Below are 16,408 nucleotides of genomic sequence, written 5' to 3' on the forward strand. Positions count from 1 at the left end.
CCAACACTGTGTTCCCTACCACTGTGTTTGCGTTACGGCGCGGTCTTGGGCTCGCGGATTTTGTACCAGGCCACATACAGCGCCGGCAAAAACAACAACGTCAGCAAGGTCGCGATGATGATGCCGCCGATCATCGCGTAGGCCATCGGCCCCCAGAATACTTCCCGGGCGATGGGGATCATGCCCAGGCTGGCCGCCGCCGCCGTCAGCAGGATCGGCCGGCGCCGGTGTTCGGTGGCTTGCACCACCGCGTCCCACGGCGTGTAGCCCTCCTGCTCGTAGGCGTCGATCTGGGTCACCAGGATCACCGAGTTGCGGATGATGATGCCGATCAGCGCCAGGATCCCCAGGATCGCCACAAAGCCCATGGGCGTGCCGGTGGGAATCAGCGCCAACACCACGCCGATCAGGCCCAGTGGGGCCACGCTGGCCACCAGGAACGTCTTCTGCACGCTGTGCAACTGGATCATCAAAAAGGTCGCCATCAAGAACAGCATCAACGGCACCACGCTGGCAATCGGGCCCTGGGCCTTGCCGCTTTCTTCCACGGTACCGCCGGTTGCGACCTTGTAGCCCACCGGCAAACCGGCGCTGAACTTGTCGATTTCAGGCTTGAGCTGCTTGACCAGGTCGGTCGGCTGCATCTCGTCGCGCACGGCGGCCTTGATGGTGATGGTCGGCAGGCGATCGCGGCGCCACACCAGCGGCTGCTCCAACTCGTAGCGCACGGTGGCAAAGGCCAGCAGCGGAATCGAAGTGCCGCTGGGGGTGACGATCTGCAGGTTCTGCAAGGTTTCCGGGGTACCGCGTTCGGCGTCTTCGGCGCGGCCGACCACGTTGATCAGGTAGATATCGTCGTGCACCTGGGTCACGGCCGCGCCGCTGACCACGCTGTTCATCAACTGCGCCACATCTTCGGACGACAGCCCGAGTTGGCGCGCCTTGTCCTGGGCAATATCGATCCGCAGCACTTTGCCCGGCTCGTTCCAGTCGTAGATGATCTCGCCCAGATGGCTGTTTTTATCCAGCAGTGTCGCCAGCTCGATGGCGTGTTTGCGTACCTGGTCGATGTCCTTGCCCGACACCCGATACTGGATCGGCCGCCCGACCGGCGGGCCCATTTCCAGAGGCTGGACAAAGCTGCCGACACCCACAAAGTCATCGCGCAAACGTTTTTGCAGGCGCTCGATCAACGCACCGCGCTCTTCCAGGCCTTTGCTGACGATCACCAACTGCGCGTAGTACGGGTTCTCCAGTTGCTGGTCCAGGGGCAGGTAGAAACGGATCGCCCCCTGACCGATGTAAGTGCTCCAGCGCGCGATATCCGGATCGTCCTTGATGATCGCTTCCAGACGGTCCACCGCCTTGCGGGTTTCGTTGATCGAGGCGTTTTGCGGCAGGTTGAGATCGACGAGAATTTCCGGGCGATCCGACGACGGGAAGAACTGGTTTTGCACAAACTGCATGGAAAACACCGACGCCGCGAACAACAGCACCGTCAGGCCAATGGCCCACCAACGATTACGCATGGCCCACAGCATGCCGGCATTGAACACCCGGCCCACCCGCCCCGGCTCGTCACTGTGAGGTTTGACCTTGCTGCTGAGGATATGCACGCCAATCACCGGCGCAAACAACACGGCCACCACCCACGACACCAGCATCGCCACGGCAATAACGGCAAACAGGGTGAAGGTGTATTCGCCGGCCGAGCTGGCGTTAAGGCCAATGGGCACAAACCCGGCCACGGTCACCAGGGTCCCGGTGAGCATCGGGAACGCGGTGGAGGTGTAGGCAAAGGTCGCGGCCTGCTCCAGGGTCTCGCCTTTTTCCAGACGGGTGATCATCATTTCCACGGTGATCATCGCGTCATCCACCAGCAAACCGAGGGCGATGATCAACGCGCCCAGCGACACCCGCTGCATGGTGATGCCGCTGTACTCCATGAAGACAAACACCAGCGCCAGCACCAGCGGGATCGAGCACGCCACCACCAACCCGGCACGCAGGCCGAGGCTGATAAAGCTCACCACCAGCACGATGATCACCGCTTCGAACAGCGCACTGGTGAAGCCGCCGACAGCCTCTTCCACCACCTCTGCCTGGTCCGACACCTTGTGCACGCCAATGCCCACCGGCAGGTCGGCCGTCAGCTCGTCCATGCGCTGGTGCAGCGCCTTGCCGAATTCCTGGATGTTGCCGCCCTTCTGCATGGCGATGGCCAGGCCGATGGCTTGCTGACCGTTGAAACGAAACATTGGCCGCGCCGGATCCACATAGCCCCGGCTGATATCTGCAATATCCGCCAGGCGGTAGAAGCGGTCATTGAGGCGCAGGTTGACGTCGGCCAGATCCTTTTCCGAGGCGAATTGCCCGGTGGTGCGCACCGAAATCCGCTCCGGCCCGGCCTCGATCACCCCGGCCGGGGTCACCGCGTTCTGCGATTGCAGGCTCTGCACCACCTGGCGCTGGTCAATCCCCAGGGCGGCCAGCTTGCGCGTGGAAAAATTCAGGTAAATCACTTCGTCCTGCTGGCCGATCATCTCGACCTTGCCCAACCCCGGCACTGCCCGGATCTCGGCGCGCACCTGCTCGACGTAATCGCGCAGTTGGCGCATCGACATGCCATCGGCGGTAAAGGCATACACCGAGCCAAACACATCACCGAACTCGTCGTTGAACGACGGCCCCTGCAAGCCCTGGGGGAAGGTGCCGCGGATGTCGTCGATCTTCTTGCGCACCTGGTACCAGATCTCGGGGATCGCCTTGGCGCTGGTGGTGTCCTTGAGGAACACAAAAACCGTGGATTCACCGGGCCGGGTGTAGCTTTTTACATAGTCCAGCGAGTCCAGTTCTTCGAGCTTTTTCTCGATGCGGTCGGTGACCTGCTTGAGGGTTTCTTCCTGGGTTGCGCCCGGCCAGCGGGTCTGGATCACCATGGTCTTGATGGTGAAGGACGGATCTTCCTCGCGCCCCAGGTTCATGTAGGAAAACACGCCCATCAGCAGCGCGACGAACATCAGGTACCAGACGAAGGACTGATGCTTGAGCGCCCAGTCGGATAAGTTGAAGCTCCCTTTCATCGCGGGCTGTCCTCGTCGGTTTTGACTTTTTGTCCGGGTGTGAGGCTGTTGACGCCGGCACTGACCACACGCTCGCCAGGCTGCACCCCGCCGTTGAGCACGACACGGTTGGCATCGCGGCTGACCAGGGTCACATCACGGGGCTGCACGCTCTGCTGTTGCGTATCGACGACCCAGATGCGGGTCTTGCCTTCGACATCCTGCACCGCGCTGGCAGGCAGTTCGATACGCGGGGCGATGGCCGAGCTCAAGGTCACGCTGATCGCCGTGCCCAGGCGCAACGCCGGCGGCGTCTGGGCCAGGGTCAGGCGTGCGCGACGGGTGCGGGTGGCGCTTTGCGCCTGGGGCTCGATCTCGCGCACGGTGGCGGTGGTGTTGACGCTGGGGTCCAACTGGCTGGCCACCAGGAACACCACATCGTTCGGCAGGCGCTCGGCGAGGCCGGCGGGCAGGTCGATCACCGCTTCCTTGATGTCCGGACGGGCCAGCGTCACCACTTGCTGGCCAGCACTCACCACTTGGCCGGCTTCGGCATTCCAGGCGGTGACGATGCCGCCATGGTCGGTGCGCAACTCGGCGTAGTTGAGCTGATCCCTGGCCTGGTCCACCGCCGCCTTGGCCTGGTCGAGGGAGGCCTGGGTGGTTTTCAGGTCGGTCTGGGCAACGTCCAGTTGCGCCTGGGCGCCGACACCACGGTTGAACAGTTCCTGCTGGCGACGCGCATTGGCCTGGGCGTTGATAAATTGCGCCTGGACCCGCGCCAGATCGCCTTGGGCAGCGCGCAACTGGTTCTGCTGGTCAGTGGGGTCGAGCACCGCCAGCAAGGCGCCCTTGCTGACTTCGGCGCCCACATCCACCGCGCGCCGGGCGATACGCCCGGGCACACGGAAGCCCAGGTTGCTTTCGTAGCGGGCCTGGATCGTGCCGGCGAAGCGGCCGAGGTTTTCCTGGTCTTCGGCTTTAACCTCGACCCAGAGCACCGGGCGCACAGGTTCCGGCGCCGGCTCTTGCTTGGAACAGGCCATCAGCAACAGGCTGCTGGCGAGGATCAGCGTCAGGCGCTTCATGGCTGCACTCCCTGGGCCTGGGCCTGGTCCGGCGCTTGGGCGATCTCCACCAACATGCCTGGGTGTAGCAATTGCCCACCGGCCACCACGACTTTTTCACCGCCTTTGAGGCCGTCGCTGATGATCACTTTGCCGGTCAGGTAGCGCGCGACCGTGACCTTGTGCAGTTGCGCCTTGCCGTCGGCGTCCACCAGCCACACGGCAGGCTCGCTGAGGTCTTTGGTCAGTGCAGCCCATGGCAGCTCGACGCTGGGCTTGGCTGGTCCATTGGCGGTGGCGCTGACTACCGAGCCCAATTGCATGCCCTTGGGCAAGGCCTCCAAGGCGATCTTCACTTGCACCGTGCCGCTGTTGGCCGCGACGGCAGGGGTTACTTCACGCACACGGCCCACGGCCTTGATACTCGGGTTATCCAGCAGGCTGACGGTGATCGGTACATCCGGCGCAGGTTCCGCCAGCAGCGATTCGTAGACGTCGAACACTGCGTCGCGCTCGCCGTCGCGGGCCAGGCTGAAAATCGGCATGGTGGCCTGCACCACCTGGCCGACTTCGGCCTGGCGCGCAGTAATCACCCCCGGCGCTTCGGCGATCAACGCCGTGTAACCCAACTGCTCGCGGGCATTGGCCAACTGCGCCTGCGCGGCAGCCAGGGCACTTTGACTGCTGCGCAATGCGGCCTGGGCGGCATCGTATTCGCTGCGGCTGGTGTAACCCTTGGGCAGGAGCTTTTCCTGGCGCACAAAAGCCGCCGCCGTCTGTTTGACCCGCGCCTGTTCCGCCACCACCTGGGCCTGGGCGGAATCGACATTGGTCTGCAAATCCTTGGGATCAAGCTTGGCCAGCACTTGCCGGGCCGTCACGCGGTCGCCGACATCGACCATGCGCTGGATAATCTTGCCGCCCACGCGAAATGACAAATCGGTCTGCACCCGCGCCTGGATATCCCCGGTGAGGGTCACCGCCGCCGCAAAATCGGTCGGCTGCACCGTTTGCACAAACACCCTGGAATGAGCCTTGGGTGCAGGCTTTTCCTGGCCACAGCCGCTCAGCAATGCCAGCAGGGCAAGGCCACAAATAACTGTTGAGATGGGACCGCCCATGCAGACTCCTTCGCGTGATACTGACGTGCCAGTGTGTATGCGACTGTGAGCTTAGTTCAGGGTTCCGCCTTCGCCCATGGGAATTGCGCGGCGTCGGTTGATCGCCGGCAAGCCGGCGTCTACAGGGTAAGATGGCGGTCCATGCCGGTCGGGAACGCCCTTGATGCTGAAGACATTAGCGGTAGCCAATTACCGCTCGATCAATAAATTGGTGGTGCCCCTGGATCGGCTGAACCTGATCACCGGCCCCAATGGTAGCGGCAAGTCCAACCTGTACCGCGCCTTGCGCCTGTTGGCAGAAACCGCCCAGGGCGGCGTGATCAATGCGCTGGCCCGCGAAGGTGGCCTGGATTCGACGTTCTGGGCCGGTCCCGAAAATATCAGCCGGCGCATGCGCAGTGGCGAAGTCCCGGTACAAGCCAGCGTGGCCCAAGGTGCCAAGCGCTTGCGCCTGGGCTTTGCCGGGGAAGATTTCAGCTACGCGATTTCCCTGGGTTTGCCAGAACCCAGCGAGTCGTATTTTTCCCTGGACCCTGAGATCAAGAAAGAATGCATCTGGGCCGGCCACGTATACCGCCCGGCCAGCCTGCTGGTGCAGCGCTCCGGGCCGATGGTCCGCGCCCGTGATGGTCGCACCTGGGATGTCCTGGCCCAGCACACGCCCAACTATCAAAGCCTGTTCGATCAGGTCGGCAGCCTGCGCGGCTCGCCGGAAGTGCTGATGCTGCGCGAAAGCATTCGCGGCTGGCGCTTCTATGATCACTTTCGCAGCGACGCCAATGCACCGGTACGCCAGCCGCAGTTGGGCACCCGTACACCGGTCCTGCATCACGACGGCCATGATCTGGCGGCAGCGTTGCAGACCATCCGTGAAATCGGCGATCCCCAAGCATTGCAACAGGCGGTGAGTGATGCGTTTCCTGGCGCGCGCTTGCATATCGCGCCCTTGCAGGGCGGGCGTTTCGCCATTGAGTTCTATCAGGAAGGATTGCTGCGCCCACTGTCAGCGGCGGAGCTCTCGGACGGTACCTTGCGCTACCTGCTGCTGATCGCCGCGCTGCTGACGCCACGCCCGCCAACGATGATGGTGCTCAACGAGCCGGAAACCAGCCTGCACCCGGATCTGCTGCCAGCCTTGGCACGCCTGATCATCCAGGCATCAAAGCAATGTCAGGTGTGGGTGGTGTCCCATGCCAGCCGCTTGATCGCGGCGTTGCAGCAGGACGAGGGGTGCAATTCGATTGTGCTGGAGAAGGTGATGGGACAGACACAGATTGTGGGGCAGCGGGTGTTGGATGAGCCGGCTTGGCATTGGCCTCAGTAGGCGGCGCCTGTACTGCCGCCATCGCGGCATAGGTATCTACACAACTTTCAGAAACTGACGAACTCTCCTGTGGCGAGCGGGCTTGCCCCGCGCTGGGCTGCGAAGCAGCCCAAAAAGCCCTCCACGTTTCTTCAGATAAACCGCGACGGCCGGGTTTAGGGCTGCTTCGGCGGCAAAGTTGTGTAGATACCTATGGCCATCGCGGGCAAGCCCGCTCCCACATTTGGAATGCATTCTCCTGTGGGAGCGGGCTTGCCTGCGATAGCGGTGGAGCATTCAGTACAGGATCAACCCTGCCACTTACCCCCCTCAACAATCACACTCTCAGGCTTGGTGTCATCGCTCAGCTCTTTACGCACGTACTGGTCATACAGCTTGAGCAAGAACTTCTCTTCACCCAACTTCGCCAACTCGGCATTCACCCAGTCGCGCAGTTCGATATTGCCCTTCTTCACTGCCGGTGCAATCGGCGCTTCATCGCCCAGTTTCTCTTCAAGCACGCGGTAGCCCGGGTTCTGCTTGGCCCAGCTGAACAGCACCAGGTTGTCTTGGGCGTAGGCATCGCCACGCCCTGCCGACAGGGCTTGCAGCGACTCGGTGTTTTTCTCGAACTTGAGCAGTTTCCAGTCCGGGTGGTTCTTGGTCAGCCAGATATCGGCAGTGGTGCCGGTGGTGACGATGGTGGTGCGGGTTGCCAGGTCGTCGAGGCTTTTCACCGTGCTGTCGTTAGGCACCAGGGCCTGGACCGCGACTTTCAGGTTGGGGTTGGTGAATTCCACCGCTTCCTTGCGCTCGGGGGTCACGGTCATGTTGGCGAGGATCAGGTCGACCTTGTCGCTCTGCAGGAACGGGATGCGGCTGGCCGGCTCCACGGCCACGAACTCGACCTTGTTCTCGTCGCCCAGCAGGTCCTTGGCAAACCGGCGGCCGATGTCGGTATCAAAGCCCACATAGCGCCCAGCTTCATCGACAAAACCAAACGGTGGCTTATCGGTGAATACGCCGACGATCAGCTTGTCGCGGGCCTTGATCTTGTCGATATAACTCACCGCAGCCGGCGCGGCAGCGGCGGGTTTGGCCGGTTCTTCGGTTTTGTTGCAGCCGGCCAGTAAGGCGAGGCCGAGCAGCGGCAGTAACAACTTGGCAGTTTTCATGACAGCTCCAGTTCCTTGATTTTCTTAGGCAGTGTTGAAACAAACGAGAATTTCTCGAGGAACTGCTGCGCGCGTGCGGTCTGCGGGTTCGTAAAGAATGCCTCGGGGGTGTTGAATTCGAGGATGCGGCCAGCCTCCATAAACACCACGCGGTCGGCGACGGCGCGGGCGAAGGCCATTTCGTGGGTGACGATCAGCAGGGTCATGCCATCGCGAGCCAGGTCCTGAATCACTTCCAGCACCTCCTTGACCATTTCCGGGTCAAGGGCCGCAGTGACTTCATCAAACAGCATGACCTGGGGGTTCATGCACAACGAACGGACGATGGCGATGCGTTGCTGCTGACCACCGGACAACTGGCGCGGGAATGCATCGCGCTTGTCGGCGAGCCCCACCCGTTCCAGCAGTTTTTCCGCTTGCTCGCGGGCTTCGCGGGGGTCGCGTTTTTGCACTTTCAGCGGGCCCAGCAGGATGTTGTCGAGCACGCTCATATGGGGGAACAGGTGATAACTCTGGAACACCATGCCCACGTCCTGGCGCACCTGGCGCCAGTCGGTGTGTTTATCCAGCAGCTGTTTGCCGGCAAAGCGCAAGCTACCGCTGTGGGCCACTTCCAGGCCGTTCAGGCACCGCAGCAAGGTGCTTTTACCGCAGCCGCTGGGGCCGAGGATCACCAGCACTTCGCCGCTTTGCACACTCAGGTCGATGCCGTCGAGCACCTGCTGTGCGCCGAAAAATTTATTGAAACCCTGGAACTCGATCAATGCGCTCATGCTTGGGCCCAGCGCCGTTCCAGCACCTTGGAGGCGGCCGACAACGGGTAGCAGATAAAGAAGAAAAACAGGAACAGCGCGCCGTAGATCAGTACTGACTCGTAGGTACGCTCGATGATTTGCTGGCCGACCTTGATCACATCCACCACGCCGATCAGCACCGCCAGGGAGCTGGTCTTGATGATCCGCGTGTAGACGTTGATGGTCGGCGGCGTCATGCGTTTGAGCGCTTGGGGCAGCAGCACATAGCCGTAGAGTTGCGCCGCCGACAAGCCAATCGACAGCCCCGCCTCCCGTTGCCCACGCGGCAGCGAATGCAACGCGCCACGCACCACTTCGCCCACTTCACTGGCGCCCCACAACGACAACACCAGCACCGCGCACCAGAAACTGGGGATGCTCAGGCCGGTGAAAATCGGCAGGCCAAAAAACAGCAGATACAGCCACACCAGCACCGGAATCGCGCGAAACAACTCCAGGTAAATGCGCAGCAGCAGGTTGATCGCACGCACATTCAAGGTGCGCAGCACCCCATACAACACCCCGCCAATCGTGCTGAAGACGATACTCAAGAACGAAATCGACAGGGTTTGCGCAGCGCCTTTGCCCAGTTGCGGCAACGACACCCACAACAACTCAAGACCCGAACTGGCCATGCTGGAGCCTCCTTTCCAGGCGGCTGAGCAACAGCGACAGCGGCAAGAACAACACCACGCAAATCAGCGTGAGCACGGCGAGCATCTCGTAAGTCTTGTAGTAGAGGGCGATGTAGCTTTTGGTGGTGTAGAGAATCTCGGGGACCGCCACCGCCGAGACCACTGTGGTTTCCTTGAGCAGGAAAATGAAATTGGCGAACAGCGCCGGCAGGCTGAGGATCCCGGCCTGGGGCAGGATCACATGGCGCAGCAATTGCCAGTCAGACAGGCCGATGGACTTGCCCGACTCGATCTGCGCCAGCGGCACCGCTTCCACGCCGGCGCGCAGCACTTCGGTGAGGTAGGCACCGCCCAAGAAGGTCATGGTGATAATCGCCGCCCAGAACCCGGAGATATTGATACCCAGGGCCGGCAAGGCGAAGTACACAAAAAACAGCTGGATCAGTAGCGGCGTGTTACGCGCCAGTTCCACATACAACGCCACCAGCCGCGACAGGTAGGGTGTGCGGAACACCAGCAGGGCCGCGTTGATCAGCGCCACCAGCAGCGAGGTGCCGATGGCGATCAAGCCCACTTGCAGAGTCACCCCCACGGCCTTGAGAAACGCCGGCAGGGTGCTGAGGATAAACGCGTAGTCGAAAGTCATTTCAAGTCCTGGGCGCCGCAGGGGTAATGCGGCGTAAACGCAGTCCGGTCCAGCGTGGGTAACGCCGGGAAGCGCTGACTTTAAAGGTATAAAAACCAAAATTTAAATACCGAAATAGCATATTGATATCACCCAAAAAGCTAACCAGTGGATTCGCCGGGTTGGCGGGTGACAGCTATTGTTCTTGGGCGTGTAGGAAGGATCTTTTTTTCAGCGCTGAACGACAGGGATGGACAGCGCGTGGCCAGACTGACGGCCATTTAACCAGCGAGGGAATGACAGATGAGCGAGACCAAACCGATCGATCCGCAGGACTTGGTGAAGTGGCTGGTGGCGCTGCGGCGGGCGATCAACAGTCGGGATTGACAGGCATAACGCCGAAGCAATGTGGGAGCGGGCTTGCTCGCGAAAGCGGTGGTTCAGTCAACACAGACAGTGACTGCACTACCGCATTCGCGAGCAAGCCCGCTCCCACATGACGCTCGGCGTTCAAACCTTGAAGGGGGTTTGGCAAATCAGAACGCAGGCAGGACCGCGCCGCTGTATTTCTTCTCGATGAAGGCTTTGACTTCAGGGCTGGTCAGGGCCTTGGACAGTTTCTGGATGGCGTCGCTGTCCTTGTTGTCTGGACGAGCCACCAGATAGTTCACGTACGGCGAGTCGGCGCCTTCAATGATCAGCGCATCCTTGGCCGGGTTCAGGCCAGCTTCCAGGGCGTAGTTGGTGTTGATCATGTCCAGGTCAACCTGGTCCAGGACACGCGGCAGCAGGGCTGACTCCAGTTCCTTGAACTTCAGGTTCTTCGGGTTGCTGGCGATGTCTTTTGGCGTGGACAGGGCGTTTTTCGGATCCTTGAGGGTAATCAGACCGGCCTTTTGCAGCAGCAACAGGGCGCGACCACTGTTGGAGCCTTCGTTGGGAATGGCCACGGTAGCGCCGTCTTTCAGGTCTTCAAGCTTGGAGACTTTCTTCGAGTAGCCGCCAAACGGTTCAACGTGCACGCCAACCACGGTGACCAGGTTGGTGCCTTTACCCTTGTTGAAGTTTTCCAGGTACGGCAGGGTCTGGAAGTAGTTGGCGTCCAGGCGCTTCTCGGCCACTTGCACGTTCGGTTGCACATAGTCGGTGAAGACCTTGATTTCCAGGTCCACGCCTTCTTTGGCCAGGGTCGGCTTGATCAGCTCAAGGATCTCGGCATGTGGCACCGGCGTGGCCGCAATCACCAATTTTTCGTTGGCTTGAGCGATACCGGCAGTCAGGGCAGCGGCCAGGGCGGTGAACAACAGAACCTTTTTCATGCAGTGTCCTTAATCAAAAATCCGGGACGTCGTTGACGGCCGCTTCTTATGGGGGTGCCAGCGATGTGCTATCGCGGCGTGGAAGGGACAATACCGATATTTTTTATTCCCGAACAATACCTTTTATTCACTTTGATATTCCATTTTGTTCATACAGAGCCCAAGCCCCGAAACAGACGCGTCAACGCTGCGCGCTCGACTTCGCTGCCGCTGCTCAGGATCTGTCGCACCTGATGCTCAATCTGCGCCACCGACGCCACCGGCAGGTTCAGATGCTCCGGCAAGATCTCATCGCCACTGCTGACCAGCAGCGCAAAGTGGATCACGTTCTCCAGCTCGCGGGTATTGCCCGGCCAACTGTGCTGCTCCAGCACCCGCTGCGCGTCCTCGCTGATCAACGGCACCGGCAAGTCCAGGCGCTGGCTGTAGATGCCCAGGAAGTACTCGGCCAGGGACAGGATGTCGCCTACCCGCTCGCGCAGCGCCGGCAGTTCCAGTTGGCCTTCGCTGAGGTAATGGAATAGGCGCTCGTGGAACTTGCCGACGGCCACGGCCTGGGCCAGGTCGATGCTGGTGGCGGCGACCAGGCGCACGTCCACCGGGCTCGGTTGATGGGCGCCGACACGGGTGACTTCGTGATTTTCCAGGGCGGCGAGCAGCTTGATCTGGATCGGCAACGGCAAGTCGCCGATCTCATCGAGGTACAAGGTGCCGCCGTTGGCCGAGCCGAACCAGCCAGCCCTGCTACTGGCCGCGCCGCTGTGGCTGCCGGCGGTGTAGCCGAACAACTCAGCATCGGCATAAGTAGGGCTGATGGCGCCGCAGTTGACCGACACAAACAGGCCGCTGCGGTCACTGCCGCGATGGATATGGCGCGCCAGCAATTCCTTGCCGCTGCCGGTCTCGCCGCGAATCAACACAGGCAAGGCACGCGGGGCCAGGCTTTCGAGGTCTTCACGCAGTTGCCTTGAACGGGGGTCGACAAACACCAGTGCCTTGGCACGGATGCTCAGGGGGCTTTTTTCGGCGTCGGGGAAGGTCAGCAGCGGCTGGCCAAAGGTTTCGTGCAGGCTCATGGCAGGCTCCCGCCCCAACTCCACTCAAGGGACGGGGCGTTGAAAAGATATTAGGCGCGGCGCCGGGAGTGATGCTCCAGACGGTTTTGCAGGCGATAGAGGTAGGCGAAACCCTGCTCCCAGCGCTGGTGACCGGACTTCACATTGATATGCCCGGCCCCCGCGAGAATCCCGGCTTCAGCCCCCCAATTACGCGCCAGTTCCAGGGCCCGAGGGGCGCTGACTGCGCTGTCGTTGTCGGAGCTGACGACCTGGCTGGGAAACGGCAACAGGTCACGGGGAATCGGTGCAAAGTTGCGCAAGGCAGGCGCACACGCCGGGCGCTCGACATCCGCCGGGGCCACCAGCAAGGCCCCGCGTACCTGGCGCAGGAACTGCAACGGCGCGCTGGCCGCCCAGTGCGCCACGGTGATGCAACCCAGGCTATGGGCGATAAGGATCACTGGCGTGCTGTCGGCCGCAATGGCTTCGGCCAAGGCCGCCACCCAATCTTCGCGGCGCGGAGTCAGCCAGTCGGCCTGCTCCACGCGGGCGCTGTTGGGCAGGCTGTTCTGCCAATGGGTTTGCCAATGATCTTCTGGCGATCCTTGCCAGCCCGGCACGATCAGGTAACGGATCAACTCGCTGTGCATGGGTGTGCCCTCCTGCAGCGTTTAACGTTGCTGACCAGTATAGGGATGGGGCATATATTCGTTAAGGAATAAGAAGCTATTTATTAATAACTAAAAACACAGTCGCCTCGATAAAATGTGGGAGCGAGCTTGCCCACGATAGCGGTGGTTCAGGCAATGCACGGGTAGCTGACACACCGTCATCGCAGGCAAGCCAGCTCCCACATTTGTTTTGTGGTGTATCCAACCGATAAACCCAAGCAGCTAGTGCTCTGTGGCGAGCGGGCTTGCCCCGCGCTGGGCTGCGAAGCAGCCCTCATTCAAAAACACCGCGATGCATCAGATGCATCGCGGTGTTCGTTTTGGGGCCGCTTCGCAGCCCAGCGCGGGACAAGCCCGCTCGCCACAGGCAAAAGCGGCATCAACTGACCACCGCTATTCCAGGCAAAAAAAAGGCCGCACCCTGCCAAGGAGACGGCCAAAAAATTGTCGAGGCTTTTGACACTAACGCGCAGTAATCACCGACAGCTTGGTAATCCCCGCTCGCTCAATCGACGCCATGGCCCGAGCCACTTCGCCATAATTCACGCCATCGTCAGCCTGCAGTTGTACCCGCACCTCAGGGTCTTTTGCCTTGGCGGCCTGCAGGTTGAATTCCAGCAGGTCCGGCTGGATTTCATCCTTGTTGATAAACACTTTACCGGCACCGTCGATGCTCACCACCAGCGGGTCTTTCTGCTCCACCGGGGCCACGGCCTCGGTCTTGGGCAGGTTGATCGGGATCGCATTGGTCAGCAGCGGGGCGGTGACGATAAACACCACCAGCAGGACCAGCATCACGTCCACCAGGGGCGTGACGTTGATTTCACTGAGGACCTCGTCGCTGTCTTGGGTAGAGAAGGCCATATCAGGACGCCTCCTTCACTTTTTGCGTGCTGCCCTGGGCGGCGTTTTTGTGCAGCGCCGGGTGGATCAGCACACGGAACGAATTTTTCTGCGCCAGGCTGTAGAAGTCATGGGCAAAGTCATCCAGGTCGGCAGCCGTGAGCTTCAGGCGACGCAGGAAGTAGTTGTAGACCAGCACTGCGGGCACGGCGACGGCGATCCCCACACCGGTCGCGACCAGCGCCGCGCCGATCGGGCCGGCCACGGTTTCCAGGCTGGCGGAACCGGCAGCGCTGATCCCTTTCAATGCTTCCATGATCCCCCACACGGTGCCGAACAGGCCGATAAAGGGCGAGGTGCTGCCGATACTCGCGACCACAGCCAGGCCAGTTTCCAGGGAGCGCCGTTCACGCACGATCTGCTGGCGCAGGGCACGTTCGAGGCGGTCCTGATGGTTGATGGCCTGGCTCAGGTCAGCGGCGTGCGGCGCATCCCCCACCTGGATCGCCGCATAACCGGCCTGGGCCACGCGGGCAGCGGCGCCGGGGTGGGTTTCGCTCAGTTCGGCGGCCGAATCCAGGCTCGACGCCGCCCAGAACTGTTTGTGAAACTTGCGATCCTGAGCCTTGAGGCGGGCGAACTGCACGCCCTTGAGCAGGGCCAGGCCCCAGGTGGCGACGGAAAAAACCACCAGCAGCCAGATCACCGCGCTTTCGATGGATTCAAGTGGAGATGCCAGTAACGTCATGATGTGTACCTCGGTGTAAGCGATAGGGTGTCGAGCGAAGGCTCAATGAATCTTGAAATCGATGGGCACGCTGACCCAGCCATCCTGTGCCACGTCGCCCTGCTTGGCGGGCACGAAGCTCCAGCGCTTCACGGCGCTGAGTGCGGCGTCGTCGAGTTGCTGGCGACCGCTGCTCTTCTGCACCTGGATTTCACCGGGCTTGCCGCTGGCCAATACATGTACCCGCAACAACACAGTGCCTTCCCAGCCACGGCGCTGGGCCAGTGATGGGTACTCGGGCGCCGGGTTCTTCAGGTACGCGGCATTGGCCGAAGCAGGCGTCACCGGTGCCGGCGCAGGCGGGGCTGGCGTGGGTGCCGGTGCTGCCGGCTGGGGTGGCGCGGGCGGTTGTTCGACGGCTTTGGGCACAGGCTTGGGTTCGGGCTTGGGCACCGGTTTGGGCTTGGGCTTGGGGATCGGCTTGGGTGGCGCCGGCTTGGCCGCCAACTCATCCACCACAGGTGGCGGTGGTTCCACGACCACAGGCGGTGGCGGTACAGGCGGCGGCGGTTCCACCACCGGCGGCGCCGGCTGGGAAAATTCGATGGTCATCGGTGGAATTTCCGGCGGCACAATCGGCAGCACCGGTACCGGTTTCTGGCTGACCCAATAGATCACCGCGCCATGCAGCGCCAGCGCCAACAGGCCCAATAAAATGCCTTCACGGCGGCTCAAGATCCCCTTGGGGGTTTTCTGCAACCGCAACTGCCCCAAGGGCGCGCGGTGCGGCCGGCCAAGGTCGACCAACTCACCACTCGGTGCCTGGCGCCACAGCGCCTCATGTGCACTGGCGGCGGTCTGGACATTGCCCATTGATTCACTCCCTGCTGTCTTCAGCGAAAAAACCGACGGGCCTGCGGGGGCGACCGTCGAGAGCTGAATCATCGGGGGCAGACGCTTATCTCTTAAAGTAATCTTTAAAGTTATACATAGACCGAACAGGAATATTAAAACTCAGCGTAGCCCCCAAAGCCACGTCCCACGGGGCCTAGCGGTGAGGGGCAAAATCATGATGCTTTGCCGGCATGCAAAATATTCCTCAAAGGCATGGTTCAGCGCGGGTTGGCCTCGCATAAATCCCACAATTGACGCTGCAGGCTCTGCCCCGCCGCTCCCATCCCAGTGCGCCCATACAGCGCCAGCCGCACGCCCTGCACTGCGGGCAAACCGCTGTCGGCGCCGAGCACCACATGCCCGGCCTGCACCACCCGCTCCGGCAACAGGCTGATGCCCAACCCCGCCGCCACCGCCGAACACACACTGGCCAGGCTCGCGCTGGAATAGCCGATGCGCCAGCGCCAGCCGCCGACCTCCAGGTGCTGGAGCATTTCATTGCGGTACAGGCCGCCCACCGGGAACGCCACCAACGGCAAGGGGTCGCGGCCCAGGGCCGGCATGCGGCGGCTGTCGACCCAGCACAACGGCTCCGGCCAGGAGGCCAGGCAGTCATCACTGTCGCCCATCTGCTTGACCAGCAACACATCGAATTCGCCGCCGCGATACTGACGCAGCAACGCCGGACCCAGGCCACTGGTGACCTCCAGCCGCACCCGTGGATAAGCCACGACAAACGCCGAAAGCAACGGCATCAAGCGCTCGGCAGCGAAGTCCTCGGGCACGCCCAGGCGCAGCACACCGTCGCTCTGCTGGTTGATCAGCACATCGGCGGCCTCTTCGTTCAGCGCCAGGATGCGCCGCGCATAGGCCAGCAGGCGCTCACCCTCGACCGTCGCCACCACCCGGCGCTGATCGCGGTCAAGCAAGCGGCAGCCGACACTGTCTTCCAGGCGGCGTAATTGCTGGCTGACCGTGGATTGGGTGAGGTGCAGGCGTTCGGCGGCGCGGGTGAAATTGGCGCAGTCGACGACGGCGATAAAACTGCGCAACAGCACGGGATCGAACATGAACACCACCATCGCGTTTGCCACTGGTTGGCATGGTTATATTT

Annotated in this window: 15 protein-coding genes; 1 reads left to right on the forward strand and 14 read right to left on the reverse strand. The window is 61.8% G+C overall.

Annotated elements, in window-relative coordinates:
• Positions 1–32: 32 nt before the first annotated feature.
• The 3 genes from HBO09_RS04575 to HBO09_RS04585 are packed head-to-tail and all read right to left on the reverse strand — an operon-like array spanning position 33 to position 5,250.
• Positions 33–3,083: an efflux RND transporter permease subunit gene (locus tag HBO09_RS04575; protein ID WP_169991773.1), complete on the reverse strand. Its 3,051-nt coding sequence runs from the start codon at positions 3,081–3,083 to the stop codon at positions 33–35.
• A complete protein-coding gene (locus HBO09_RS04580) occupies positions 3,080–4,150 on the reverse strand; it encodes an efflux RND transporter periplasmic adaptor subunit (RefSeq protein ID WP_169991771.1) in 1,071 nt (356 codons plus the stop codon). The genes HBO09_RS04575 and HBO09_RS04580 overlap by 4 nt, the downstream gene beginning before the upstream one ends.
• Positions 4,147–5,250 (reverse strand): efflux RND transporter periplasmic adaptor subunit, encoded by a 1,104-nt coding sequence (locus HBO09_RS04585; RefSeq protein WP_169991768.1) that lies wholly within the window; start codon positions 5,248–5,250, stop codon positions 4,147–4,149. The genes HBO09_RS04580 and HBO09_RS04585 overlap by 4 nt, the downstream gene beginning before the upstream one ends.
• Positions 5,251–5,413: 163 nt before the next feature.
• Between HBO09_RS04585 and HBO09_RS04590 the strand changes: the two genes are divergently transcribed.
• Positions 5,414–6,574 (forward strand): AAA family ATPase, encoded by a 1,161-nt coding sequence (locus HBO09_RS04590; protein WP_169991766.1) that lies wholly within the window; start codon positions 5,414–5,416, stop codon positions 6,572–6,574.
• A gap of 287 nt (positions 6,575–6,861) precedes the next feature.
• On the opposite strand, the gene HBO09_RS04595 is transcribed toward HBO09_RS04590, so the two are convergent.
• The 11 genes from HBO09_RS04595 to HBO09_RS04645 all read right to left on the reverse strand — a co-directional run bounded on the left by HBO09_RS04595 (position 6,862) and on the right by HBO09_RS04645 (position 16,364).
• Positions 6,862–7,728 carry a transporter substrate-binding domain-containing protein gene (locus tag HBO09_RS04595; protein ID WP_169991764.1) on the reverse strand — a complete coding sequence of 289 codons (867 nt, stop codon included), beginning with the start codon at positions 7,726–7,728 and terminating at the stop codon, positions 6,862–6,864.
• On the reverse strand, positions 7,725–8,501 hold the full coding sequence (locus tag HBO09_RS04600; protein ID WP_169991762.1) for an amino acid ABC transporter ATP-binding protein: 777 nt from the start codon (positions 8,499–8,501) through the stop codon (positions 7,725–7,727). Before HBO09_RS04600 ends, HBO09_RS04595 begins: the two co-directional genes overlap by 4 nt.
• Positions 8,498–9,157 carry an amino acid ABC transporter permease gene (locus HBO09_RS04605; protein WP_169991760.1) on the reverse strand — a complete coding sequence of 220 codons (660 nt, stop codon included), beginning with the start codon at positions 9,155–9,157 and terminating at the stop codon, positions 8,498–8,500. Before HBO09_RS04605 ends, HBO09_RS04600 begins: the two co-directional genes overlap by 4 nt.
• Complete coding sequence (locus HBO09_RS04610) at positions 9,138–9,803, reverse strand: amino acid ABC transporter permease (protein WP_169991758.1); 666 nt, start codon at positions 9,801–9,803, stop codon at positions 9,138–9,140. Before HBO09_RS04610 ends, HBO09_RS04605 begins: the two co-directional genes overlap by 20 nt.
• A 515-nt stretch (positions 9,804–10,318) precedes the next feature.
• Complete coding sequence (locus tag HBO09_RS04615; RefSeq protein ID WP_169991756.1) at positions 10,319–11,101, reverse strand: MetQ/NlpA family ABC transporter substrate-binding protein; 783 nt, start codon at positions 11,099–11,101, stop codon at positions 10,319–10,321.
• A 149-nt stretch (positions 11,102–11,250) separates the two neighbouring features.
• On the reverse strand, positions 11,251–12,177 hold the full coding sequence (locus tag HBO09_RS04620; RefSeq protein ID WP_169991754.1) for a sigma 54-interacting transcriptional regulator: 927 nt from the start codon (positions 12,175–12,177) through the stop codon (positions 11,251–11,253).
• A gap of 50 nt (positions 12,178–12,227) precedes the next feature.
• Complete coding sequence (locus tag HBO09_RS04625; protein ID WP_032856553.1) at positions 12,228–12,809, reverse strand: alpha/beta hydrolase; 582 nt, start codon at positions 12,807–12,809, stop codon at positions 12,228–12,230.
• A 483-nt stretch (positions 12,810–13,292) separates the two neighbouring features.
• Entirely contained in the window at positions 13,293–13,694 is a 402-nt protein-coding gene (locus HBO09_RS04630; protein WP_029299521.1) for a biopolymer transporter ExbD, read from the reverse strand.
• 1 nt (position 13,695) lies between these two features.
• Complete coding sequence (locus tag HBO09_RS04635; protein WP_169991752.1) at positions 13,696–14,421, reverse strand: MotA/TolQ/ExbB proton channel family protein; 726 nt, start codon at positions 14,419–14,421, stop codon at positions 13,696–13,698.
• Positions 14,422–14,463: 42 nt separating this feature from the next.
• Positions 14,464–15,273 (reverse strand): energy transducer TonB, encoded by an 810-nt coding sequence (locus tag HBO09_RS04640; protein ID WP_169991750.1) that lies wholly within the window; start codon positions 15,271–15,273, stop codon positions 14,464–14,466.
• Between the two features lie 239 nt (positions 15,274–15,512).
• On the reverse strand, positions 15,513–16,364 hold the full coding sequence (locus tag HBO09_RS04645; protein WP_169991748.1) for a LysR substrate-binding domain-containing protein: 852 nt from the start codon (positions 16,362–16,364) through the stop codon (positions 15,513–15,515).
• Between the last annotated feature and the right edge of the window lie 44 nt (positions 16,365–16,408).

The sequence above is a fragment of the Pseudomonas sp. WS 5027 genome (assembly GCF_012985695.1).
GTDB lineage: Bacteria > Pseudomonadota > Gammaproteobacteria > Pseudomonadales > Pseudomonadaceae > Aquipseudomonas > Aquipseudomonas hygromyciniae.

Bases quoted from the DNA above. Each gene is read 5' to 3' on its own strand.
- HBO09_RS04575 (WP_169991773.1), bottom strand. From the start codon at position 3,083: ATGAAAGGGAGCTTCAACTTATCCGACTGGGCGCTCAAGCATCAGTCC.
- HBO09_RS04580 (WP_169991771.1), bottom strand. From the start codon at position 4,150: ATGAAGCGCCTGACGCTGATCCTCGCCAGCAGCCTGTTGCTGATGGCC.
- HBO09_RS04585 (WP_169991768.1), bottom strand. From the start codon at position 5,250: ATGGGCGGTCCCATCTCAACAGTTATTTGTGGCCTTGCCCTGCTGGCA.
- HBO09_RS04590 (WP_169991766.1), top strand. From the start codon at position 5,414: ATGCTGAAGACATTAGCGGTAGCCAATTACCGCTCGATCAATAAATTG.
- HBO09_RS04595 (WP_169991764.1), bottom strand. From the start codon at position 7,728: ATGAAAACTGCCAAGTTGTTACTGCCGCTGCTCGGCCTCGCCTTACTG.
- HBO09_RS04600 (WP_169991762.1), bottom strand. From the start codon at position 8,501: ATGAGCGCATTGATCGAGTTCCAGGGTTTCAATAAATTTTTCGGCGCA.
- HBO09_RS04605 (WP_169991760.1), bottom strand. From the start codon at position 9,157: ATGGCCAGTTCGGGTCTTGAGTTGTTGTGGGTGTCGTTGCCGCAACTG.
- HBO09_RS04610 (WP_169991758.1), bottom strand. From the start codon at position 9,803: ATGACTTTCGACTACGCGTTTATCCTCAGCACCCTGCCGGCGTTTCTC.
- HBO09_RS04615 (WP_169991756.1), bottom strand. From the start codon at position 11,101: ATGAAAAAGGTTCTGTTGTTCACCGCCCTGGCCGCTGCCCTGACTGCC.
- HBO09_RS04620 (WP_169991754.1), bottom strand. From the start codon at position 12,177: ATGAGCCTGCACGAAACCTTTGGCCAGCCGCTGCTGACCTTCCCCGAC.
- HBO09_RS04625 (WP_032856553.1), bottom strand. From the start codon at position 12,809: ATGCACAGCGAGTTGATCCGTTACCTGATCGTGCCGGGCTGGCAAGGA.
- HBO09_RS04630 (WP_029299521.1), bottom strand. From the start codon at position 13,694: ATGGCCTTCTCTACCCAAGACAGCGACGAGGTCCTCAGTGAAATCAAC.
- HBO09_RS04635 (WP_169991752.1), bottom strand. From the start codon at position 14,421: ATGACGTTACTGGCATCTCCACTTGAATCCATCGAAAGCGCGGTGATC.
- HBO09_RS04640 (WP_169991750.1), bottom strand. From the start codon at position 15,273: ATGGGCAATGTCCAGACCGCCGCCAGTGCACATGAGGCGCTGTGGCGC.
- HBO09_RS04645 (WP_169991748.1), bottom strand. From the start codon at position 16,364: ATGTTCGATCCCGTGCTGTTGCGCAGTTTTATCGCCGTCGTCGACTGC.